Genomic DNA, 24544 nt, shown 5'->3' on the forward strand with positions numbered 1-24544 from the left:
TATACAAATTTACTTCTTGAAGCCGTAATTCCAGTTCGTCTTATCCATCTCACGAATGAAATTTTCCAACACGTTAAGCACGGCTTCCTCAAGCTTCAGGCCCTTTTCCTTAGTTGCAACACTAGGATCCCCCGATGCTCCGGTATCGGTGAGCTCATCGAATCTCCACTTAATGTCGACGAACTCCGGAAGGTTAGGTACGACGCCCTTCGCGTGCTCCATCTCGATTAAGTCCTCGAAGAGGGCAAGACCAATGGAGGTTTCTCCTTCACCGGCATGTCCAAGACCATTCCATACCTCGAACATGTCATCGGGTACCAGTTTGCCAGCGGCAACCCACCAGTCGTTAAGACTAGCGATAGTAACCTCGGGATGCTGAACCTTGACGGATCTGGCGGCAAGCTCGATCGGAGCGATATTACCATCATGTCCATTCATGATAATGATCTTCTTGATCCCGTTACGTACGATCTCGCTTAATACTTCCTTGATCATATTCGTTGTTGTCTCAGGTGATAGGCTGACCGTGAATGGAAGCTTGTTATAATGCTGACTCAATCCGTAATTGATCGGTGGAAGGACCATTAAGCCTTCAACACGTTCTGCTAGTTTCTCACTGATAATATTAGCGGTTAAGGCATCGGTTCCGAATGGCATATGGTATCCATGGTTCTCGAATGCTCCGACGCCGATAATGACCTTGTCGATCTTGCTCTTGTTGTACTGGTTGCCAGTCATTTTTGATCCGATGAACGCCATAGCGATTCACTCCTTATTCATTACATCTTCATTACTGGGGAGTAACATTATCTGCAAACTCGAATTTGCCTTCATTGACTTTGATGATCGTAACGCTCTTAGAAGGTACGCGGCTTGTCTCATAGCTGATCTCGCCGGTTACAGCTTTGAAGCCTTTGGTATCGTTCAATGCATCGCGAATCGCCTTCGGATCTTCGCTTCCAGCACGTGTGATCGCATCAGCGATAAGTTTCATGGCATCATAACCAAGCGCTGCAAAACCATTCTCAGGCGCATGACCTGTCTTAGCCGTATAAGCAGCAACGAAGTCGCTTACGATTGGATCGGAATTTCCTAGAGCAACGTGAGTTGCAAAATAAACATTGTTGGATTGTGGGACGCCGCCCATCTCTACGATTGCCGGAGTGTCGAATCCATCAGCGGAAACAATCGGAATGTTGATTCCTTTGTCACGGATTTGCTTGATCACGATACCTGCTTTATCCGGTAGTGCGGACACCATCAGAATGTCTGGTGGAGTGGGAAGGCTTTGCAGACGGGTAATTTGAGCAGAGAAATCATTATCGGCAGCGCCGTCGTATTTATCTTCAAGTACAATCTCTCCACCTTTGCCTGTAAAGCGTTCTTTGAAAAATACAGAAACATTATTCGTGAAGTCCGAGGAAGTGTCCGTCAATACCCAAGCCGTTTTTGCGTTCAGCTTATCCATGGAATAATCAGAAATGGCATAGGATTGCGCATCATCACCGAAAGCGGCCATAAACATATAGTCGCCAACAAGCTCGGGAATGAGGGGGGAAGTCGCTCCGGAGGTTACGAAAGGGATACCGGCAGCTTGTGCAACAGGGCCTGCAGCAGTAGCGAATGTTGTGTCGCTAAATCCGGCTACAGCAACGACTTTGTGTACGTCGATTAGCTCTTGCATGCCATTGGTAGCCGATGTGGAATCGGTCTTGGCATCGATGGAAATGACTTTGATTGTCTTACCATTAATACCGCCATTAGCGTTTATTTCTTCTGCAGCCAGCTGGAAGCCTGCTAATGAAGGGCCGTCAAGGGAAGCTTGTCCACCCGTTACGTTGAAAAGTGCACCGATATTAATCTCGCCACCAGAAGGCTCGCCGGAGGCGGATGCACTTGCTGAAGGACTGCTTGCTGGGCTACTTGAAGCATTACCTGCATTATTGTTGTTATTGCCGCAAGCGGAAAGTACGAGAACTAGGGAAATCATTAGGAATAGTAGTTTTTTCATGTGTTTCTCTCCCTCTATTTATGTTTGTAGGTGTAACAATAGGTGAAACGACAAGCAGATCGGACCCGCAACACTGCAACACTCGGCTTCACATGGTGCTCACCCCCCGGAATAAAAATAAGAGCGCATTTATTTACCTAATAGACCTTTGGGTCTAAGGATAATGATGATGATCAGAGTCAGAGACATGATGATTTGACTTAGACCGTACATTTGGGGAAGTTGAACACCGAACACATCGATTCCACGCTCTAGCTTATTGAGTAGTAATTCAGGAATCAACGTAACCAGCACGGCTCCAAGCACAGCGCCAGGAATGCTACCCGTGCCACCGATCACGAGCATGAGTACAAGCCCGAAGGTCATCGCATAGGAGAACATATTCGGATTAATGCTCGTAATTAAGTGTCCATACAGGCTACCGCCGATCGCCGCGAAAAAAGCACCGGTGGCGAAGGATAGCACTTTGTGTTTGACGACTTTGACTCCCATGGCTTCTGCAGCTAGATCATCCTCACGGATGGCTTTCATCGCGCGTCCGTAAGCGGAGTGAAGTAGACGCCATACGACGTAAATAGTGATGGCGGCGATGATATAAACCCACCACATATTCATCACTCGCGGCATACCGGAGATTCCACTTTTACCACGGGTGAAGTCGGTAAGGTTGGAGGCTAATACGTTGATGATAACGGTGAACCCAAGCGTCGATACAGCGAGATAGTGGCCATGAAGCTTTAGCACGGAAACCCCGATAATTAAGGAACAGATGACGGCAAGAAGCCCACCAAACAATAATGCAACAGCGAAGGGAAGCTCAATCGATTGCAGCCAATCCGGCATATTAGGGAAGAGCAGCGGCTTGCGATGGGCAGGATAGGTAAGTATGGCGGTTGTGTAAGCACCTACGGCCATAAACCCGGCGTGACCCAGCGAGAAGATTCCCGTATATCCATTCGTAATGTTCAGGCTGACTACGAGAATGATATTAACTCCGACAAGATTAATAATCCGAAGGTAATAGGCATTAAACATAAAGTTGGCGACGATGAGGAATATAACGACGGCGGCTAGGAACAGCAGTCTGGCCGTCCTGCTGCTTAGAAAATTACGAATATGGCTAGTAGCTGTCATTGCCTTATACCCTCCGATCCTCAGACCGGCCGAATAATCCGGTTGGTTTAATGAGAAGTACAACAATCAGGGCTAGAAATACGAAGGCATCCTTATAAGCTGACAATTCGGGAGGAAGGAAGCCGACAAACAGAATTTCACTGAAGCCTAGAATTAGACCGCCGACTGCTGCGCCGGGGATACTGCCGATTCCTCCGATAACGGCGGCAACGAATGCTTTGAGGCCGGGTACGAAGCCCATATAGGGCTCGATTCTACCGTAACGTCCTGCCATCATGATGCCTGCGATTGCAGCTAGTGCAGATCCAACTATAAAGGCAGTTCTTACGACGGAGTTCGTATTCACACCCATCAGGATGGAAGCGTTCATGTTCTCGGCGCAAGCCCGCATCGCGATGCCGATCTTAGTTTTCTTGATGAAGAACGTTAAGCCTATGAGTAAAACTATCGTTGTGACTATAATGACGATGTTCATCATAGGAAAGGCTACGCTACCGACCTGAACCATGGAATTGAGATAGGATGGAAGCGTGAATGCTTTTGGCTGCGGGGAGAGGATCATCATCGCTAGGTTTTGGATCAGAATCGATACCGCGAACGAAGTGACAAGAGTGGTCTCTTCCGGCTTGCTCCTAAGCGGACGATATGCGAGTCTCTCAATCGATAAGCCGATCAGAGCGACGAATGCGAGTGAGAGCACAACAGCGATTGGAAAGGGAAGAAGCCAATGTGCAACTAAACCTGCTGCCGTATAGGAGGAGATCATCAGCAGATCTCCATGTGCGAAGTTGATTAGACGCAGAATGCCATATACGAGTGTATAACCGATCGCAATCAAGGCATAGACGCTTCCTAATCCAAAGCCGTTTATTAACTGCTGAATAATGTATTCGGCTGAGTAGACCATCTATTAACCTCCTAAGTAAGCCTTTTTGATATCTGGGTTGTGGATCAGATCGGAAGCTTTGCCTTCCAGCTTGACGGAGCCCGTCTCCAGTACATAGGCACGATCGGCTATCTGGAGCGATTCGTAAGCATTCTGTTCCACGAGCAGAATGGTCATGTTGTTTTTCCTAAGCAATTGGATAACTTCGAAGATCTTCTCGACCATAATTGGGGCTAGCCCCAATGAAGGCTCGTCCAACAGAAGCAGCTGGGGCTTGCTCATCAATGCACGTCCCATGGCCAGCATCTGTTGCTCGCCGCCACTTAGTGCACCTGCTGGTAGCTTCTCCCGTTGCTTAAGAACCGGAAACAAGCTGTAGATCCATTCGATATCGTCCTTCAGATTGTCAGAGGACTTGCGAGTGTAGGCGCCCATCAGCAGATTTTCCATGATGGTCAATTGTGAGAATACCTGTCTTCCTTCCGGTGAATGTGCCATTCCTAAGGAAACAATTTTGTAGGGCGGCGTTCGAGCTAAGTCTCGCTCCAGAAACTCAATCGTACCCGTTCGAGGCTTGAGCAGCCCGGATAGTGTCCGAAGTGTTGTGGTCTTACCGGCTCCATTGGCCCCGAGCAGGGCGACCAATTCACCTTGGTTGACCTCAAAGGAGACATCTCTAAGCACATGGATTTGGTCATAGTAGACGTTAATGTTTTGGACTTTAAGCATGTTCTGCAGCCCTCCCCAGATAAGCTCTAATGACCTCGGGATTGGAACGAATCTCCTCAGGGTTTCCTTCAGCAATGAGCTGTCCGTAATTCAGAACTTGAATATGCTCGCATAGCTTCATGACGAATGGAATGTCATGTTCAATCAGTAGGATGCTTAGATCATATTGGTCACGAATATTTTTGATCATGGTCATAAGCTCAATCGATTCGTTTGGATTCATCCCAGCGGCGGGCTCGTCCAACAGTAGCAGCTTCGGGCTCAGAGCGAGTGCACGTGCAATTTCTAGCTTCCTCTGATTTCCGTAGGACAGGCTACGTGCTTTATGATCCTTTAGTGCAATCAGTCCAACCGTTTCAAGCAGCTGTTCAGCCTTGTGAACGATCTCCTTCTCTTCCTGTTTGAAACTGGGGAGACAAAGTAGAGTGGAGAAGAGTCCGTATTTCTTATGGATCTGTGCGGCGATCATTATATTTTCTAGAACACTGAGCTCCTTAAATAGACGGATGTTCTGGAATGTACGGGCAAGTCCTAGTCCAGCAATCTGATCAGGCCGCTTACGTGTAATGTCCTCACCGAGAAACAAAACTTTCCCTTCGGTAGGCTGTACTAGTGAGGTCAGCATGTTGAAGACGGTTGTTTTGCCAGCCCCGTTCGGTCCGATGAGCCCATGAATGATGCCTGGCTCTATGCGCAAAGTGTAGGAATTGACGGCGGTTAGACCTCTATATTTCTTGGTTAGATTAACGGCTTCGAGAATCACGGGCCGCACCTCCTATTTGCTTAGATGAAATCCGTAGAAAAAATACGATTACGAGTGCTGCTAACATGATCGATCATTAGCTTCTTAGCACCTGCGGCATCCTTACGCTTAATGAGCTCTACGAGTTGAATATGATCGTTCATGGAGTAGGAGCTACCGATCTTAAGATCGAGGTATAGTACACGCTGCATGGTGTCTAGGATGTTGATGACCATCTTCTTGAGCCGTAGATTGTTACTGGCTTCAGCTATCGCGACATGGAACTCGAAGTTCAGCTTCATGATTTGCACCTCGTCCGTTGGCTGGCTCTGCTGGGCATCCGTATTGATTAGGGCTTCCAGCTTCCGAAGTGTCTGTTCATTTGCATGTGTTGCTGCCAGCTCCGCTGCCGCGCCCTCAAGCAAGACACGTAGTGTAAATAATTCACCTAAATCCTTCAGATTAACTTGGCTAACTAAACAGCCTTTATAAGGAAGAATCTCGATTAAGCCATCATGCTTCAGGAAATTGAAGGCTTCACGAACGGGTGTTTTGCTGACATGAAATCGATCCGCAATTTCTCCAACGTTTAGTGCTTCCCCGGGCCTTAATTGACCGTACACAATCATCTCTTTGATCTGACTGTAAACCTTATCTGTTAATGAAAATTTGCCCGTAGTAGGAGCTGTCATATAGAGCCTCCCTATTGGAAAAAGAATGAATTATAAGCGGATGATTTCGATTGGGGTAACGATGCCATTCTTCAAAAGGACGACAGGAAAGCTGTCGCAATTATGAACAGCGGCTGTCCGACCCTGCTTGTCGACGACGATCAGACCCCCATACTCTCCGGTAAGCTGAGTCATCCTTGCAATGGCGTGCTTCGCGACCTCAATGGGGGCTTGGCCGTTTGCAATGCCGTCCTGTACGAACTTAGCCGTCAATGTCAGAATGAAGGCTTCGCCTCTTCCCGTGCAGACGACTGAACAATCTATGGAAGCAAATATACCTCCACCAATGAAGGGAGTATCTCCAACTCTTCCGGGTAGCTTCAGGAAAGAGCCCCCGGTGGAAGAAGCAGCTGCAAGGTAGCCTTCGTTGTCCAGTAACACACAACCGACGGTGTCGGTCTCTTTCTTAAGTCCAGTAAAGGCGCTGAATTCAAGCTCCCTACCTTCTTGAAGGAGCTGCTTGGCGGTTTGCCAAGATTTGAGCTGCTCGTCTGTGATGCAGTTATCTTCCTCAAAACCCTGCTCTTTAGCGAAAGAGGTCGCACCCTCTCCGGCTAGAACGACATGCTTGCTGTTCTCCATCACTTTTCTGGCTACGGATACTGCCTGGCGAATCCCTTTCATAGCGGCTACTGCTGCGAACTTGCCAGTTAAGCCATCCATAATCGCGCCATCTACTTCGACATAACCGTTACGATTGAGCACGGATCCAAGTCCTGCATTGAACAATGGATTGTTTTCAAGTGTGATGATGGCTTCTTCTACTGCATCGAGTCGGCTACCGGCCTGCTCCAATCTTGCATACCCCTTGAGGGCTGCTTGTTCCAAACCTTGTATATAGTGAGGCTCTGTACTCGTTTCGACGCTTCCGTGAACAAGGATGACGCTCATGGTCCTTGACTCCTTTGATGACTGATATATTAGTGATATATTTCTATGACATTGGAGAAATACTAACATCATAAAAGACGTATTTCAATAATATTGCTAAATTTGTGTTAGTTTAAATTACATACATGGTTATATTTCTAAATATTTCTATTTATTGAACGAATAATGGGTGTTATCAGACTTATTGTGTAATATTTTGTGACATTGTTTATAATTTGTTGCGAAAATATAGCTTCGACATGTAAGTGGATAAATTGAATGATGTTGGTAATGAGGTTTTACAGACAAGCTAACTGGAAATGTACTGTTAATTCGTGCTTTCATCACTAAAAGCACGCAATTACATGGAAAAGTCCATTTATTTCGTTACGTTTCCTCTCGAAGGTGACCAAACTAGTCTGATTAACTGTATTTTTCCAGTTGCTGAGTCCATACGAGGCTTTTGGGGAAAAACAACTGGTCAAATCCATTTATTTCAAAAGAGAGCAGAGACCACCGCCATCCAAAAGGACGGAGAAGCCGTTGTACTTAGCCTCAAAAACAAAACGGGAGCGCTTTAGTAACTACTGGTTCAGTCAATCTCTTAAAGCGATTTAGAAATATATATTGTGCAATCCTGTGCTGAAAATTAATGGTAGAATAGAGAAACACTAAACTTCTTCCTAAATGTATAAGACGTACGCAGATTAGATGGAGGATTGGATAACATTTCACTCACTGAGGGAATTAATCTACGGGATTTAATGAATGAGACTCCGATGGAAGTTTCATCTTTCTTACATATAGCAGTCGGACTGACGGAATTAGTAAATGCCATACATAAACGGGACATCATCATCGGGAATTTGAATCCAACGGGTGTTAGATTCCATTCAGAATTGAATCTAGCTGAGCTTGAAGAGAAGCGGATTATGGATTACGCCTATCTGTCACCTGAACAAATAGGTAGGATCAATCTTGAGGCTGACGAGCGCAGCGATTTGTATGCACTGGGGTTCATTTTCTATGAAATGCTTACAGGAAGCTTGCCATTTCAAGCTTTGAATACAGAAGATTGGTTACATGCCACCCTTGCTGTAGCACCCACTCCTCTAAGGGAGCTACGTTCGGAGATCGCGGGTTCGCTCGAAGCCATGATCATGAAGCTGTTGTCGAAGACACCTGAAGAGCGGTATCAAAGTGCTTACGGTTTATTAACCGATCTACAAACATGCGCTTCATCTATGGAAAAAAGCGGTGAAATTATCCCATTCGACATTGCTCTTGTGGATGAGGCTAGTCGGTTTCGGCTTCCACATGTCCTCTTCGGTCGTGAGGTGGAAGAAGAGAAACTTCGCGGAGCATACGAACAGGCTCGTACGGGTTTGTTAGAGTTCGTCGTTGTTTCAGGTCGGGCTGGCAGTGGGAAAACAGCGCTTATCCGTGAGCTTCAGGTACCGGTTATCAGGGAAGGCGGACAGTTCATTGCCGGTAAATGTGATCTGATGAATCGGGAACTTCCATTCGCGCCAATCCTTCAGGCGCTGCGAAGATTGATTCGGCAAGTGTGGAGCGAATTCCCGGAAAGAGCTGCAGAATTGAAGGTACAGTTAACGGCGGCATTAGGCCCAGGAGCTGGCGTTATTGTACAGCTCCTGCCGGAAGCGGCCAAGCTTCTCGGACAGCTTCCTTCTCTGGAACAACTCCCTCCTGCTGAGGCAGCGATTCGTTTTCGCCGCTTGCTACCTATTTTTATTCAAGTATTTGCGCGAAAGGAACATCCTCTTGTTATTTTCCTAGACGATCTTCAATGGGCAGATTCTGCTACTATGGATGTCCTTCGTTCGGTCGTACAGGACCCAACCCTGCATCATATATTAATGATTGGCGCATTCCGGGACGAACCAGTACCTAGCTTGACGGATAACGGAGAGACCCAGGATGCGGCAGCATTATGGATCGACCATTCATTTTCCTCGAATAAGGCCGATTCAAATTCAACTCTACAGGTTCAGCATATTGCACTCCGTTCACTGTCCTACATCGATGTGAGACAATTTGTATCCCATATTCTGAACGAAAATTCGGCTCGTATTCGATTACTCGCGGAGTTCCTATACCATCGAACAGGTGGTAATTCCTTATACTTAAACCGTTTTCTGGATAGTCTCTACCGTGAGAAAAAGATTTATTACGATGAGGATCAAGCGGCATGGAACTGGGATGCTGCTGTCGTTACACAGATGCCTGAGGATCCGGATATTCTCTATTTAATTGGGACTCGCATCCGTATGCTACCCCCTGAAACGATTGAACTCCTTGCTATCGGTGCCGCCATCGGTCACCGTTTCCATCTCTCTATAATTGCTCTAGTAAGTGGCCGATCCAAGCAAAATATTCGCCAGCTTCTACACTCCGTCGAGGAAGAAGGCTTGTTATCTCGGGAGAAGGATGCAGATGAGGGAGGAACGGACGAGGGTTATTATACTTTTCTGCATGATCGGGTGCAGCAAGTCGCTTATCAGACGATCCTCGACACGGAACAAGCGAGTCTGCATCTGAAGATCGGACGCGTGATGCGTGATCATCTATTCGACCGGCTCGAACAATCTATTTTCGATAAAGTCTATCATTTGAACCTGGGTAGTAACGAGATAGTGGATAAGGCCGAGATTATGGAGCTGGCTGGCTTTAATCTTCAGGCAGGATTGAAATCCAAAGCAACAACAGCCTATGCAGCTGCTTTGCATTTCCTAGAAATCGGTTTGGAGCTTGCTCAGGACGATGGAGTGGGGACGAATTCACTCGCTTATCGCTTATTACTGGAGATGCCCGAATGCGAATATATGTGTGGACGCATGGACCGTGCAGAAGAGCTGCTTAATCAGTTGATGAATCGCACTATAGACTTAGTTGAGCGTTCGCATATTCACCTGATTAGAATCACGATGAATGCGTATCTCAAAAGAGATCATCTCGCCGTGAATATCGGTCTACAGGCACTAGAAGAATTCGGCTGGAAGTTGCCGAGGCAGCCTTCTAAATCACTCATTATTAAAGAAGTCGTCATGACGCAAATCGCATTGAACAGAATGGGCGATGACTTGTCACAGTTACCTATAAACCGTGATCCCCATTATAAAGCCCTGTCGGAACTGGTCAAGGCGATGTCGACTTCGGTGTTTACATTAAGCTTGGAGCTGTCGGCTGTGTTATTTTCTAGGTTTGTTCGTTATGGATTGAAGCATGGAAGCAACGAAGCGTTTGCTTATCTCCTTGCGGGTTACGGCTTGGTCATTCTCAGGAATAAAATATCTTTCGCCCAAACTGGACTTCATTATATAAATACGGCATTTCAACTATCAGCGGCTATGGAGAGTGCGGACCTGCTATGCCGATTGCACTATATAATGGGACTCGCAGTGTACATACAGAAACCAGATGAAGGCGTCGAGCATTTCGAGCAGTCTGTTCGCTGTGGGATGGAATCCGCCAATCTGACTTACGTTAGTATCGCGATGTTGACGGGTACGACGAGTCATGTCGGAGACTTATATACTTTGTCTGAACGGGTAACGAAATATGAAGAAATTTCACAGCAGCTTGTGGATGAAGTGACGCTCAATATCTTTCGTATTGCGAGATGGTATATGGCACAACTACAGGGGGGGAATGGCGAAAATAGTGAAGTCGTAATTCCGGTGCAGAACGAGCGTTTTGAGGAAACTCTGAATAACGAGGTCTACTATACGTGTTCCTGTAAGATCGAGATCGCTTATTTGTTCGGACGCTACGAAGAAGCCCTCGAATGGGTGGAGCAGGGCAAATTCAACACTTTCAGGCAAATTCGCATGCAAGTTCGCAAGCAGCATGTGTATCATTCGTTGACGCTTGCTGCCATTCATACGGAGGTGCTGTCGGAAGAGCGTAAAGACATTCGTGCTAAGCTTGGTCAGCAATTAAGAGAAATGAAGAAATGGTCTGGCTATTATGGGAGGAATTCTTCGGCTTACTTACTGATCAAGGCTGAGTTGCAGCGTATCGATGGAAATCTAGTGGTTGCTGCAAGGGGATACGAGGAAGCAATTTATGAAGCCCGCAAAGAAAGTAATCGGTTAATAGAAGCCATCGCTTGCGAGCGGGCATCCTTATTTTATAGAGAAGCGGGTAGTGTTACTGGAGCGGATGTGCTATTGGCAGATGCTTGTGAGGCTTATTCGGTATGGGGAGCGGCTGCTAAAGTAAGGAAAATAAAAGAGGCAAACCCCGAGCTTCGATTTGCTACTGTTGAACAACAAGAGGATAGGGCGGCTACGGTGGCGGATAGAGCAGGGGAGATTGAAGCTTCGAGAGAGATGATTCCCCTATTCGTTGACGAAAAAGCGCTTATTAAGAAGATCACGGGATGGTCGAGATCAGGGGATAACCAAGAAGTGACGCAGCCCTTCCTAGAAACAGCCCTTAGTTATTTAGGTGCGGAAAAGGGTTATGTATTGAATAGTTACGAGCCTGGTCTAACGATTGAAGCTCAGAGGGGTGGAAAGGAAGCTAGCCTAGGGGAGGGCTCTTATGCGGAAGCGATTGTTCGCTATGTCGTCAAGACAGGGGAATCGGTCGTGCTAGCAGATGCTTCTCGTAGCTCCTATGCCGCTGATCCTTATATTTGCTCCAGCCAGCCAAAGTCTGTTCTGTGTATGCCTGTGCTTTTTCCGGGACAATCGCAATCCTCTGTACTTTATATGGAAAATAATCTGATCCCTGGTGTATTTACTGCGGAGAGATTGGAAGTGCTAGATCTCATGATCACCCGTATGGTGTACATGAAATCGTTAGAGGATTCCCATGCACAAATCAGCGCTTCTGGCGAATCGGCGGACAGCCCATCAGAGAATTCTATTGAAGAATCACAGTCATCCGATAGCTTACTGACGAATCGTGAAACGGAAATTTTATTCGCCCTGGCAGATGGTTTATCCAATAAGGAAGTCGCCGTTCGTTTTGGATTAACGGAAGGAACAGTCAAAAACTACTTGTTTCACTTGTATAGCAAGCTAGGGATTAAACGGAGGTCTCAGGCGATTGCACGTGCGAGAGAACTGGGGCTATTAGACTAGTTGTAAGGGATAGGACTATAGTAAGCCAATAATTGGAGACGTAATTGTCTAATTGTTGGCTTATTTCGACTTTATTTTCGAAAAACTAACTTTAGTTAGGTTCTTTTTTCATAGAAAGATGTTATATTGTGCCACGTGGAATTTGGGTAATTAGGCTTAATAGAATAAAAAAGGAGAAATGATAATGCGAGGAACGAAGAGTTTGAGAAAGAGTTTATTAGTGTTTTTATGCTTTGCTTTAATTGTTAGCTGGGGATCAATGTTTAGTCCGTCTAAGGCTTCGGCTACCAGTACGGATTATACGCCTCAGGTGGTGGAGACGCTAATTAGTGGTCCGGGAGTGAAGGAAGTGGTTTATAAAGATGGAGAACGCATCAAAGATGAAGTTGATGATGAGGAATCCGAATTTTTTGATTTACCTTTTGCCTTTACTTTCTATGAGCAAGCCTACGATAAAGTCTCTGTTTCATCTAATGGTTACCTAACGTTTGGCAACAATAGTAGAATCGCTCCCTTTAATGATGATCTATATGTGACTAAGAAGAGCAAAATCCTATATACGACGATCGGAACAGCACCGAAACGAAAATTCGTGGTTCAATACACAAATATGGCATTTTACAGCACTCGATATTCACCTCTGGATCCTATGGGTACCTTTCAAGTTATTCTTAATGAAGAGGATAACTCTATTCAATTTCAATACCCTAATTTGATAGGGTTCATCGGTGATAGAACTTTTGGCACAAATGCATCAATCAAAATAATGAGCTCTAATCAATCTGTCGTGTATTCCATTTATAAGAAAAGCATAACGGAAAAACAAGCTATTCGGTTTACGCCCGGTGGTCCGGCGGGGTATGAACTGGTAAGTAATATAGGTAATGAATACGCACCCTATGATAAGAGGGTCGTTTACGAACCTATTTTATTAAGTGCCGATGCTTTCCCTGGTAGTTCTGTGGCGGTTAGCCCGGCGGATGGCTCCTATACAGCTTCTAATCATACCTTCCAATGGAGCTCCGCAATCGGTGCCAATTCTTATCGGCTGCTTATCGCTGAGGATGCTAATTTTCGGAAGATTGTTCAGGACAAGAGCGGAATTGGGCAAACATCCTTTGACATCAAAGGTCTGAACAGTGGGACAACGTATTATTGGAAAGTCGCTGCTGTGAACGATGCGGGTTACTTTACATTTTCGAATACTTATCGTTTCAATGTACCTTTTGAAACAGTATTTCCGCTAAACCAATCTGTTGAAACGCTGATTCAAGGTGAGGAAATCAACTTTGATGATGGTAATGCCAAGTTGTCGTTGCCGTTTGAAGTTAATATTTATAATAGCCATTATAGTGAGATCGAAATCAGAAATGATGGATATTTGGAGTTTAACAATGATGATTATGAAAGTGTAATTGAACTATCACTAGACTATGACTCTGATAGCAAAGTCCTATATGCGACTCTTGGAGAAGCGCCGAATCGGAAAATCGTGCTCCAATATACGAATATGTATTTGGATGACGAATCCTTTGGAACTTTCCAAGTCGTATATTATGAATCGGATAAGTCCATTCAAATTCAATATCCTTTTCTCTTACCCTCAAGTAACGGATATCCAGTTAGTGAGATTGAACTTTGGGGTGAGAGTAATAATGAGGATGAATATTGGCAATCTTCGTATTTGGGAGGAGTGGCCGAAAAACAAGCGATCCGCTTTAGTCCTAACGGACCGACAAGCTATGTTGTGACTAGAAATGCCGACTATGATCCTGTGTTATTGGTTCCTGCTGATCTCCCCGCTCCTTTGACGCTTGTAAGTCCGGCGGATGGATCCAATTCGTCTAACGAAGTCGAATTCAAATGGAATAACAGCACGGGTGAAGGAAACACGAGTGGAGAAACTTCCTACGGTTTGTTTCTGGCAACGGATTCTAGCTTTTCACCCGACTCGCGAGTGGATATGGGACTGGATGAACCCATTACGGATACATCCTATACCAAGAGCGGATTGGAAGAAGGGTTAGTGTATTATTGGAAAGTCATTGCTTTTAATAATAAAGGTTATACCTTCTCAAACACCTATCGTTTTAAAGTACTTTTTTCTAACCAATCGACAACTGTTGCTACCGATGATATAAATTCGATTACGTCTATGACAGCGACTGCGGGTGGCACCGTTGTTACTAGTGGAGGCAGTCCAGTCTTGGAACGGGGAATCGTATATTCCAAGAATGCAAATCCGTCATACAGTGATACTAAAGTGGCTGCTGAAGAAGGAACAGCCTTTACAGTGGGTCTGGTCGGACTTCAATCCAATACAACCTACCATGCTCGGGCTTATGCAATTAGTGAGGGACAAGTTTTCTACGGACAAGATGTCACCTTTACAACACTAGCCTCACCTGCGAGCTTGAGTGCACTAAGCATAAGTGGAATTACGTTAGACCAATCTGTAAGCGGAACTGTCTATTCCTATACGGCTCGCGTGCCGAACACGGTATCGAGTACTGCTGTTACGGCTACAGTGCAGGATGCTGTCTACCGCAGTGTGACAGCTAACGTCTACAATAACTCAAACACACTTGTATTTGGTCCGATCGACTTAGCAAGTGGAGTAATGAGCAGCGAAATTCCACTTAACGTAGGTACGAATAAAATTGAAATTGTCGTTTTGGCTCTGGATGACAGCGGAACGACTTACTCGGTAGATGTAACTCGTGCAGCAGCACCTACTCCTCCTAGCGTAGGCGGCGGTGGTGGAGCTCCGAGCGTAGTTAAATCAAAAGACGGCAAGCTCACGCTTCCAGTAGGTAAAGCCGGTGAAGTCAGCCTGGATAAAGATATAGAGATCACCATTCCGGCCTTTGCTTCGAAGAAGCAACTGGAACTGACGATCGAGAAAGTATTGAGCACACAAGGATTACTTGGTAATAAAGAGATTCTAGCGAGCTCGGTGTTTGAGATTCTGAAGAATTTCACGGAAAACTTCGATAAATCGGTTACGATCACAATATCGTTCGATCCGGCGAAATTGAAGAGTGGCCAGACGGTAGCGATCTTCTATTATGATGAAGTGAAGAAAACATGGGTGAAGGTCGAAGGCGGTAAGATTAGTAAAGACCGCATCAGTGCAGATGTTAATCACTTTACGAAGTTTGCAGCACTTGTTGTAAATGAGAAAACAGGCTTGCCAGTACTAGAGCAATCCACAGGCACGACAACTGATCCGGTGACTGAAGTTAAATTTAGCGATATCGCGAAACACTGGGCTGAAGCCAGTATCAAGCAAGCGGTATACAGTGGCATCATCAAGGGCTATACGGACGGGACATTTAAGCCGAACGCAACAGTAACTCGTGCAGAGTTCGCAGTTATGCTGATGAATGCATTGAAGCCGCAAGGTAACGGGGCAGATCTGAAATTCACAGATAATGCGAAAATCGGAACATGGGCACAGAAAGCTGTTGCTCAAGCGGTACAAGCAAATATTATTAAGGGCAATCAAGACGGAAGCTTCCGTCCGAATGCAGAAGTAACACGTGCGGAGATGGCGGTAATGATCGCTAACGCGTTGGGTCAACCTATCGAAGCGAATGCCACAACTAGCTTCGCAGATGATAAGGGCATTCCAGCATGGGCGAAGGGTAGCGTTGCGATCGTGAAGCAAGCCGGCATTGTACAAGGCAATAGCGATAACAAATATGCACCTCAAAGCAATGCGACAAGAGCAGAAGCTGTAACGGTTCTGCTGAAAATGCTGGCATATCAAAACAAATAGTCTAAAATTTATTTTCAGAAAAAGCCAACAATCGGGTGCCATCATACGCCTGATTGTTGGATTTTTTGACTTTATTATCGAAAAATAACTTTCATTTGGTTAATTTTTTTGTATAAATATGTTATATTATGCCATGTGAAATGGGTAGTTAGGCAGTCTTAATCGAATAGAAAAGGGGAAATGTTCATGCGAGGAACAAAGAGTTTGAGAAAGAGTTTATTTGTGTTTTTATGTTTTGCTTTAATCGTGAGCTGGGGGGTGACTCTTAATCCTACCTCATCCAATGCGGTTGTTCCCTCTGTTGTGTATCCGAATATGAAAAGTCCAGGATATGGCCCAGGAAATGATCCAGGATATGACCCCTATGCCTCTTCTGCACCTATCTTTCGTTGGAATGACTTGAACAATGCTGCCTCCTATGACTCCTATGTGTTGAGAATCGCCGAGGATGCTAATTTTGATAACATAGTGAGATATGAATTAGTTGATATTGGACAAAGTTCCTTTGAAATGACAGGGTTGAAGGAAGGTAAAGAGTATTATTGGCAGGTTGGGATGAGTAAAGGTATTGATAGATTCTACCCGGATGTGGAGGATGCTTATCGGTTCATAGTGCCTTATGATGCAAGCATTAAGCCTATGAATCAGCCTGTGGAGGAGCAAAAGGCCGGTGAAGAGGTTAACTTCAATAATCCTGATGACGGAGTGTCCAGCGCACTTCCGATCGGGTTCGATTTCAATTTCTATGGTAAAAAACAGGATAAACTTTATGCGAGTACGAATGGCCTATTAACGTTTGGTGCTGCAAACAATGCGTGGTACTTGGTTGGAAATGTACTGCCTATTACTGAAGAGGACGTGGATGGCGATCATATGAGCGAGCCTCTGGATCATTTTATTACAGCCTTCCATTCAGATCTTAATATGGGTTCGAGCAGTAAAGTTGTCTATAAGACAATCGGAGAAACACCGAATCGGAAATTCGTCATTCAATATACGAATATGGTGGAGTTTTTTGGTTCTGATGATATTCCGCTGGGAACTTTTCAGGTGATCTTATATGAGGGTACCAATGAAATTCAATTTCAATATCCTAATCTTGTAGGACTCCAGTTCGGCGATCATGCATTTGGCTCCGATGCGTTGATCGGAATACAAGGCTTCCCGGGTGAAGAGGCACCGAGTGATTATGTTGTGTACTCCCAAAAGAAGAAGAGCTTGACCGAGAAACAGGCGATCCGGTTCAGTCCGAATGGTCAAACCTATACGATGTTAAAGCATGCAGCGTATGAACCTGTATTATTAATACCCGATACATTCCCGGGTTCTCCAACATTAGAGAGTCCGGTAGACGGTGGCACTGTGTCCGTCTCACTTGACTTGAAATGGAGCGAGATTATTAGCGACGATAGAATTGCGGCGGCTTCCTATGAGGTAATAGTAGCTAGGGATACTGAGTTCAAGGACATTGTGTTCCAGGACGTATCCGATAGTGAGGAAAATATCGCGGAAACTTTGTATAGCGTGAGCGGGTTGGAGGAAGGCACGAGGTATTATTGGAAAGTCAAAGCTTATAATGCCGCTGGTAACTACACATTTTCTAATACCTATAGTTTCGCAACAAAATTCATCACTCAACCCCAACCCCCAACCGTCGTTACGGTCAATGCTAGTTCGATTACTTCCATGACGGCTTCGGTTGCAGGGGACGTGATTGCTGATGGCAGTGCTACAGTCGCGCAGCGGGGAATCGTCTATTCCTTGAATGCTAATCCGACAATTAATGATACCAAAGTAGCAGCTGCTATAGGAGGAACAGGAGCCTTTACGGTTGATCTTGCGGGACTTCAATCTAACACAACTTATCATAGTCGTGCGTATGCGATCATTGGTAAACGCATAACTTACGGACAAGATGTCACCTTATCAACGCTAGCCTCACATGCGAGCTTGAGTGATTTAAGATTAAGTGGAATTGCGTTCGATCAATCGGTGAGCGGAAGCGTCTATTCGTATACGGCGAGAGTGCTGAACGCGGTATCGAATACCAAAGTGATGGCTACAGTGCAAGATGCTGTCTACCGCAGTGTGACAGCGAACGTGTACAATAGCGGAAATACTCTAGTATTTGGTCCAATTAATTTAGCAAGTGGAGTAATGAGCAGCGATATTTCACTTAACGTAGGTTCTAATAAAATAGAAATTGTCGTCATAGCCTTGGATGGCAGCGGAACAACGTACACGGTAAATGTAACTCGTGCAGCGGCACCTTCGAGTGGCGGTGTGAGCGCTCCAAGCGTAGTTACATCAACAGACGGCAAGCTGACGCTTCCAGTTGGTAGAGCAGGTGAAGTCAGCCTGATTAATGAGATTGAGATCACCATTCCGGAGAATGCTTCTAAGAAGCAACTGGAACTGACGATCGAGAAAGTATTGAGCTCACAAGGATTACTTGGCAATAAAGAGATTCTAGCGAGCTCGGTATTCGAGATTCTGAAGAATTTCACGGAAAACTTCGATAAATCGGTCACGATCACATTATCATTCGATCCGTCGAAATTGAAGAGCGGTCAAACGGTAGCAATCTTCTATTATGATGAAGTGAAGAAAACATGGGTGGAAGTTAAAGGCGGCAAGATCAACGGAAACCGGATTAGCGTAAAGGTTAATCACTTTACGAAGTTTGCAGCACTTGTTGTAGATGAGAAAACAGGCTTGCCAGTACTAGAGCAATCCACGGGCACGACAACTGATCCGGTGAATGAAGTTAAATTTAGCGATATCGCGAAACACTGGGCTGAAGCTAGTATCAAGCAAGCGGTATACAGTGGCATCGTTAAAGGCTATACGGACGGAACATTTAAGCCGAATGCAACAGTAACTCGTGCAGAATTCGCGGTTATGCTAATGAATGCGTTGAAGCCGCAAGGTAACGGGGCAGATCTGAAATTCACAGATAATGCAAAAATCGGAACATGGGCACAGAAAGCTGTTGCTCAAGCGGTTCAAGCTGGGATTATTAAAGGCAATCAAGACGGAAGTTTTCGTCCGAATGCAGAAGTAACACGTGCGGAGATGGCGGTAATGATCGCTAACGCGTTGGGTCAACCTATCGAAGCGAATACCACAACTAGCTTCGCAGATGATAGTGACATTCCAGCATGGGCGAAGGGTAGCGTTGTGATCGTGAAGCAAGCCGGCATTGTACAAGGCAATAGCGATAACAAATATGCACCTCAAAGCAATGCGACAAGAGCAGAAGCAGTGACGGTTCTGTTGAAAATGCTCGCGCAAAAGAACAAGTAGTATAACGATCAACACACAAATTTAGTATAGGATCGATATTCGAGGAACTCTCGATTTCGACGTTATCCGAGCTGCAATCTAGCAATGATTCAGAAAAACCAACAATCGGTGCCGTAAAACGCCCGATTGTTGGTTTTTTTGAATTTATTCGCTAAAAACAAACTTTCATTAGGTTCTTTTTATCAGAAAGGAGAATGAAAGTATACCCGATTTCAACTATTTTTCTACTTTCGGATAATAGAATGAGCGAAAGCAAGATGCTACGCTTAATACAGTGTGAAATGAGTGTTGTAAAAAGGGGAAATGATAATGCGAGGACCAAAGGGTAATAAAAAGAGTTTATTAGTGTTGTTATGTTTTGCTTTAATCGTAAGCTGGGGATCTATATATAGTCCGTCTAACGCTTCGGCTGCTAGTTCGGCTTTACTGCCTATGGGACAGCCGGTGGAGCAGGTAGTCGGAGGGACGGAAGTTGTTTTTGATGGTGATGATGAAGGCTTATCCGACGCAATTTCAATTGGATTCGATTTTTATTTTTACGGCAAGAAATTTGATCATGTATATGCTGCAACCAATGGTTACCTTATGTTCGAGGATCCAGTTATCGATTATGAAAGCTATGAAAGTTTGCCATTGGAGAAACTTGATCACTACATCGCTCCCTACTTCGCGGATTATGAACTTCTCCCAATTAGTAAAGTCCTCTATAAGACGGTAGGAGAAGTAGGTCAAAGAAAATTCGTTATTCAATATACGAATATGGCTTTCTATGGTGCTCCAACCCCTGTTGGAACCTTTCAAGTCATCCTATATGAAGAGAACAGTGAAATTCAATTTCAGTATCCGCAGCTTGTCGGCTACGAATACTTTGAAAATGCATTTGGAACAAATGCATTAATCGGAATACAGGGTCCAACCGGAGTTGAACCAAGAAATGTAACCTATTCTCAAAGGACCAAGAGCGTAACGGAAAAACAAGCTATTCGGTTTACGCCTAGTGATCCGAATGAGTATGAACTGGTAAGTAATATAGATAATGAATTTGCAGCCTATGATGAGAGGGCTGTTTACGAAAGCATATTATTAAGTATTGATGCTTTCCCTACTAATCCGATGGCGGTTAATCCCGTGGATGGCTCCTATACAGCTTCAAAGCATACCTTCCAATGGAGCGCTGCGATCGGTGCCACTTCTTATCGTTTGCTTATCGCCGAGGATGCCAATTTTGAGAATATTGTTCAGGATGAGAGCGGAATTGGGCAAACATCCTTTGACATGGAAGGTTTGGAGATGGGGATGACCTATTATTGGAAAGTCACTGCTGTAAACGATGCGGGTTACTTAACTTACTCGAACACTTATCGGTTCAAGGTACTTCTCGATAGGGCATTGCCACTAAACCAACCTGTAGAAACACAGGTTCAAGGTACGGAAGTCAAATTCACCAATTCCACTAAAGTTGTCCAGCTACCGTTTGCATTTAACATTCATAATAACCAATATAGTAAAGTAGAAATCAGCGAAGATGGATATTTGAGGATTAACAATGATGATTATAAGAGTGAAATTGTACAATCGCTATATAAATCTGATGGTAAAGTCCTATATGCGACTCTTGGTGAAGCTCCGAATCGGAAATTCGTGATCCAATATACAAATGGGGTTTTGGATGACGAATCCTTTGGAACTTTTCAAGTCATATTCTATGAATCGGATGAATCTATTCAATTCCAATATCCTTTGCTCTTAGCTTTCGATGAGAGATATTCAACTAGTCATTTATCCCTTCAAAGTAGTGAGACTAATAATGATGATTGGCAATGGCAATCATCGTATTCGGGAAGAGTGGCCGAAAAACAAGCGATCCGCTTTAGTCCTAACGGGCCGACAAGCTATGTTGTGACTAAAAAAGCCGACTATGATCCTGTGTTATTGATTCCTGCTGGTTTTCCCGCTCCTTCGAAGCTTGTAAGTCCGGCGGATGGATCCAGTTCGTCTACAAATGTGAAATTCAAATGGGAAAACACGAAAGGAGTAATTTACAATATATTGTATCTAGCAACGGATTCTAGCTTTACATTCGACTCGCTGGTGGTGGATCCCGGTAAAACCATTAGTGGTACGTCCCATACCGTGAACGGATTGGAAGAAGGGTTGGTGTATTACTGGAAAGTCCTTGCTATGAATTCTAAAGGTTTTACAATCTCAAACACCTATCAGTTCACAGTGCCATTCACTAACCCACCGACAACCGTTGCTACCGATCATGTAAGCTCGATTACGTCTATGACTGCGACTGCAGGAGGCAATGTGACTGCGAATGGAGCCGCTACCGTTGCGGAGCGGGGAATCGTATATTCCTTAAATGCTAATCCGACGATTAATGATACTAAAGTAGCAGCTACAATAGGAGGAGCAGGAGCTTTTACGGTGGGGCTAGTTGGACTTCAATCCAATACAACCTACCATGCTCGGGCATATGCGATTATTGAGGGTACAATTAATTACGGAGAAGAGGTCACCTTTACAACGCTAGGCTCATCTGCGAGCTTGAGTGCGCTAAGCTTAAGAGGAATTACGCTAGATCAAGTGGTGAGTGGAAATGTATATTCCTATACGTCGAGCGTGCCGAACACGGTATCGAGCACTGCTGTTACAGCTACAGTGCAAGATGCTGTCTACCGCAGTATGACAGCGAACGTGTACAATAGCGGGAATATAATTGTGCTAGGTCCGATCGACTTAGCAAGTGGAGCAATGAGTAGCGAAATTCCACTTGATGTAGGTGCTAATAAAATTGAAATTGTCGTCTTGGCTCTGGATGGCAGCGAAACGACTTACACGGTAAATGTAACTCGTGCTGCTCCAAGCGGTAATCAATCGGTCACTGTCAATACTAACACAACCGTAAATGCGATAACCTCTATGACGGCTACGGTTGGAGGAAGCGTGATTACTGATGGCATTGCTACAGTCGCGGAACGAGGAATCGTATACTCTTTGAATGCCGATCCGACGTACAATGATGCGAAAGTCTTAGCCGCCAATGGTGGATCAGGAGCCTTTACGGTTGATCTGGTTGGACTTCAATCCAATAAAACCTACCATGCTCGGGCATATGCACTTAGTGTGGGTAACATTTTCTACGGACAAGATGTCACTTTTACAACGTTAGACCCTCATGGCTCATCTGCGAGCTTGAGTGCGCTAAGCTTAAGAGGGATTACGCTAGAACAAGTGGTGAGTGGTAATGTATATTCCTATACGGCGAGCGTGCCGAACACGGTATCGAGTACTGCTGTAACAGCTACAGTGCAAGATGCTGTCTACCGCAGTATGACAGCGAACGTGTACAATAGCGGGAATATAATTGTGCTGGGTCCGATCGACTTAGCAAGTGGAGTAATGAGTAGCGAAATTCCACTTCAAGTAGGTTCTAATAAAATTGAAATTGTCGTCTTGGCTCTGGATGGCAGCGAAACGACTTACACGGTAAATGTAACTCGTGCTGCTCCAAGCGGTAATCAATCGGTCACTGTCAATACCGACACAACCGTAAATGCGATAACCTCTGTGACGGCTACGGTTGGAGGAAGCGTGATTACTGATGGAATTGCTACAATCGCGGAACGAGGAATCGTATATTCCTTGAATGCTAATCCGACGATTTATGATACTACAGTAGCAGCCGCTATAGGAGGAGTGGGAGCCTTTACGGTTGATCTGGTTGGACTTCAATCCAATAAAACCTACTATGCTCGGGCATATGCGATTAGTGAGAGTAACATTTTCTACGGACAAGATGTCACTTTTACAACGTTAGACTCTCATGGCTCATCTGCGACCTTGAGTGGGCTAAGCTTGAGAGAAATTACGCTAGATCAGTTGATGAGCGGAAGTGTATATTCCTATACGGCGAGCGTGCCGAACACGGTATCGAGTACTGCTGTAACAGCTACAGTGCAAGATGCTGACTATCGCAGTGTGACAGCGAATGTGTACAATAGCTCAGATATACTTGTGCTGGGTCCGATCGACTTAGCAAGTGGAGTAATGAGTAGCGAAATTCCACTTCACGTAGGTTCTAATAAAATAAAAATTGTCGTCTTGGCTCTGGATGGCAGCGAAACCACCTACACGGTAACGATTACTCGTGCTACTGCACAGACTACGCCTCCTCCAGGCGGCGGCGGTGCTCCGAGCGTAGTTACATCAAAGGACGGCAAGCTCTCGCTTCCAATAGATAGAGCCGGCGAAGTCAGCCTGAATAATGAGATCGAGATCACCATTCCGGCGAATGCTACTAAGAAGCAACTGGAACTGACGATCGAGAAAGTATTGAGCACACAAGGGCTACTTGGCAGTAAAGAGATTCTAGCGAGCTCGGTATTCGAGGTGTTGAAAAACTTCACGGAAAAATTCGATAAAATGGTCACGATCACAATGTTGTTCGATCCGTCGAAATTGAAGAGTGGCCAGACGGTAGCGATCTTCTACTATGATGAAGTGAAGAAAGCATGGGTGAAGGTGGAAGGTGGTAAGATTAGTAAAAACCGCATCAGTGTAGAGGTTAATCACTTCACCAAGTTTGCCGTACTTGTCGTAGATGAGAAAACAGGCTTGCCAGTACTAGAGCAATCCACCGACACGAAAACTGATCCTGCGACTGAATTTAAACTTAGCGATATCACGAAACACTGGGCTGAAGCGAGCATCAAGCAAGCGGTAATTAGTGGCATCGTCAAGGGTTATACCGACGGAACATTCAAGCCGAATGCAACGGTTACCCGTGCAGAGTTTGCAGTTATGCTGATGAATGCGTTGAAGCCGCAAGGTAATGGAGCGGAGCTGAAATTTACAGATAACGCGAAGATTGGAACATGGGCACAGAAAGCTGTTGCTCAAGCGGTACAAGCTGGGATTATTAAGGGCAATCAAGACGGCAGCTTTCGTCCGAATGCAGAGGTTACACGTGCGGAGATGGCAGTGATGATTGCCAACGCTCTGGGACAACCTATCGAAACGAATGTCACAACTAGCTTCGCAGATGATAAGGACATCCCAGCTTGGGCGAAGGGTAGCGTTGCGATCGTGAAGCAAGCCGGCATTGTACAAGGCAATAGCGATAACAAATATGCCCCTCAAAACAATGCGACAAGAGCAGAGGCTGTAACTGTACTGCTGAAAATGTTGGCACATAAGAACAAATAGTATAACGATTAATACACAAATCTAGTATA

12 protein-coding genes are annotated in these 24544 nt (G+C 45.1%); 4 read left to right on the top strand and 8 right to left on the bottom strand.

Annotation, left to right across the window (positions count from 1 at the left end):
- Positions 1-9 precede the first annotated feature (9 nt).
- The 8 genes from M1K58_RS21845 to M1K58_RS21880 all read right to left on the bottom strand — a co-directional run bounded on the left by M1K58_RS21845 (position 10) and on the right by M1K58_RS21880 (position 7124).
- Positions 10-759: a creatininase family protein gene (locus M1K58_RS21845; RefSeq protein ID WP_256761010.1), complete on the bottom strand. Its 750-nt coding sequence runs from the start codon at positions 757-759 to the stop codon at positions 10-12.
- A gap of 31 nt (positions 760-790) precedes the next feature.
- On the bottom strand, positions 791-2011 hold the full coding sequence (locus M1K58_RS21850) for an ABC transporter substrate-binding protein (RefSeq protein WP_256761011.1): 1221 nt from the start codon (positions 2009-2011) through the stop codon (positions 791-793).
- Positions 2012-2140: 129 nt separating this feature from the next.
- Positions 2141-3145 (bottom strand): branched-chain amino acid ABC transporter permease, encoded by a 1005-nt coding sequence (locus tag M1K58_RS21855; RefSeq protein ID WP_256761012.1) that lies wholly within the window; start codon positions 3143-3145, stop codon positions 2141-2143.
- Positions 3146-3149: 4 nt separating this feature from the next.
- Positions 3150-4052 carry a branched-chain amino acid ABC transporter permease gene (locus tag M1K58_RS21860; RefSeq protein ID WP_256761013.1) on the bottom strand — a complete coding sequence of 301 codons (903 nt, stop codon included), beginning with the start codon at positions 4050-4052 and terminating at the stop codon, positions 3150-3152.
- A 3-nt stretch (positions 4053-4055) separates the two neighbouring features.
- Positions 4056-4760, bottom strand: coding sequence for an ABC transporter ATP-binding protein (locus tag M1K58_RS21865; protein ID WP_256761014.1), 705 nt, complete (start codon positions 4758-4760; stop codon positions 4056-4058).
- Positions 4753-5523 (bottom strand): ABC transporter ATP-binding protein, encoded by a 771-nt coding sequence (locus tag M1K58_RS21870; protein ID WP_256761015.1) that lies wholly within the window; start codon positions 5521-5523, stop codon positions 4753-4755. The genes M1K58_RS21865 and M1K58_RS21870 overlap by 8 nt, the downstream gene beginning before the upstream one ends.
- 20 nt (positions 5524-5543) lie before the next feature.
- Positions 5544-6194 (bottom strand): GntR family transcriptional regulator, encoded by a 651-nt coding sequence (locus tag M1K58_RS21875; RefSeq protein WP_256761016.1) that lies wholly within the window; start codon positions 6192-6194, stop codon positions 5544-5546.
- 30 nt (positions 6195-6224) lie between these two features.
- Positions 6225-7124, bottom strand: a complete 900-nt coding sequence (locus M1K58_RS21880) for an isoaspartyl peptidase/L-asparaginase family protein (protein WP_256761017.1) — start codon at positions 7122-7124, stop codon at positions 6225-6227.
- Between the two features lie 698 nt (positions 7125-7822).
- Between M1K58_RS21880 and M1K58_RS21885 the strand changes: the two genes are divergently transcribed.
- The 4 genes from M1K58_RS21885 to M1K58_RS21900 all read left to right on the top strand — a co-directional run bounded on the left by M1K58_RS21885 (position 7823) and on the right by M1K58_RS21900 (position 24515).
- Positions 7823-12217, top strand: coding sequence for a helix-turn-helix transcriptional regulator (locus M1K58_RS21885; RefSeq protein ID WP_256761018.1), 4395 nt, complete (start codon positions 7823-7825; stop codon positions 12215-12217).
- Between the two features lie 184 nt (positions 12218-12401).
- The gene (locus tag M1K58_RS21890) at positions 12402-15998 is read left to right on the top strand and encodes an S-layer homology domain-containing protein (protein ID WP_256761019.1); all 3597 of its coding nucleotides are present in this window, start codon (positions 12402-12404) and stop codon (positions 15996-15998) included.
- 186 nt (positions 15999-16184) lie between these two features.
- Entirely contained in the window at positions 16185-19304 is a 3120-nt protein-coding gene (locus tag M1K58_RS21895; RefSeq protein ID WP_256761020.1) for an S-layer homology domain-containing protein, read from the top strand.
- A gap of 309 nt (positions 19305-19613) precedes the next feature.
- Entirely contained in the window at positions 19614-24515 is a 4902-nt protein-coding gene (locus M1K58_RS21900) for an S-layer homology domain-containing protein (RefSeq protein ID WP_256761021.1), read from the top strand.
- The last annotated feature ends 29 nt before the right edge of the window (positions 24516-24544 follow it).

The sequence above is a fragment of the Cohnella sp. WQ 127256 genome, from assembly GCF_024519285.1.
GTDB lineage: Bacteria > Bacillota > Bacilli > Paenibacillales > Paenibacillaceae > Cohnella.

What these genes read in the sequence shown, in the direction of transcription:
- M1K58_RS21845 (WP_256761010.1), bottom strand. Translation starts at nt 759, where the DNA reads ATGGCGTTCATCGGATCAAAAATGACTGGCAACCAGTACAACAAGAGC.
- M1K58_RS21860 (WP_256761013.1), bottom strand. Translation starts at nt 4,052, where the DNA reads ATGGTCTACTCAGCCGAATACATTATTCAGCAGTTAATAAACGGCTTT.
- M1K58_RS21900 (WP_256761021.1), top strand. Translation starts at nt 19,614, where the DNA reads ATGCGAGGACCAAAGGGTAATAAAAAGAGTTTATTAGTGTTGTTATGT.
- M1K58_RS21850 (WP_256761011.1), bottom strand. Translation starts at nt 2,011, where the DNA reads ATGAAAAAACTACTATTCCTAATGATTTCCCTAGTTCTCGTACTTTCC.
- M1K58_RS21890 (WP_256761019.1), top strand. Translation starts at nt 12,402, where the DNA reads ATGCGAGGAACGAAGAGTTTGAGAAAGAGTTTATTAGTGTTTTTATGC.
- M1K58_RS21855 (WP_256761012.1), bottom strand. Translation starts at nt 3,145, where the DNA reads ATGACAGCTACTAGCCATATTCGTAATTTTCTAAGCAGCAGGACGGCC.
- M1K58_RS21895 (WP_256761020.1), top strand. Translation starts at nt 16,185, where the DNA reads ATGCGAGGAACAAAGAGTTTGAGAAAGAGTTTATTTGTGTTTTTATGT.
- M1K58_RS21875 (WP_256761016.1), bottom strand. Translation starts at nt 6,194, where the DNA reads ATGACAGCTCCTACTACGGGCAAATTTTCATTAACAGATAAGGTTTAC.
- M1K58_RS21865 (WP_256761014.1), bottom strand. Translation starts at nt 4,760, where the DNA reads ATGCTTAAAGTCCAAAACATTAACGTCTACTATGACCAAATCCATGTG.
- M1K58_RS21880 (WP_256761017.1), bottom strand. Translation starts at nt 7,124, where the DNA reads ATGAGCGTCATCCTTGTTCACGGAAGCGTCGAAACGAGTACAGAGCCT.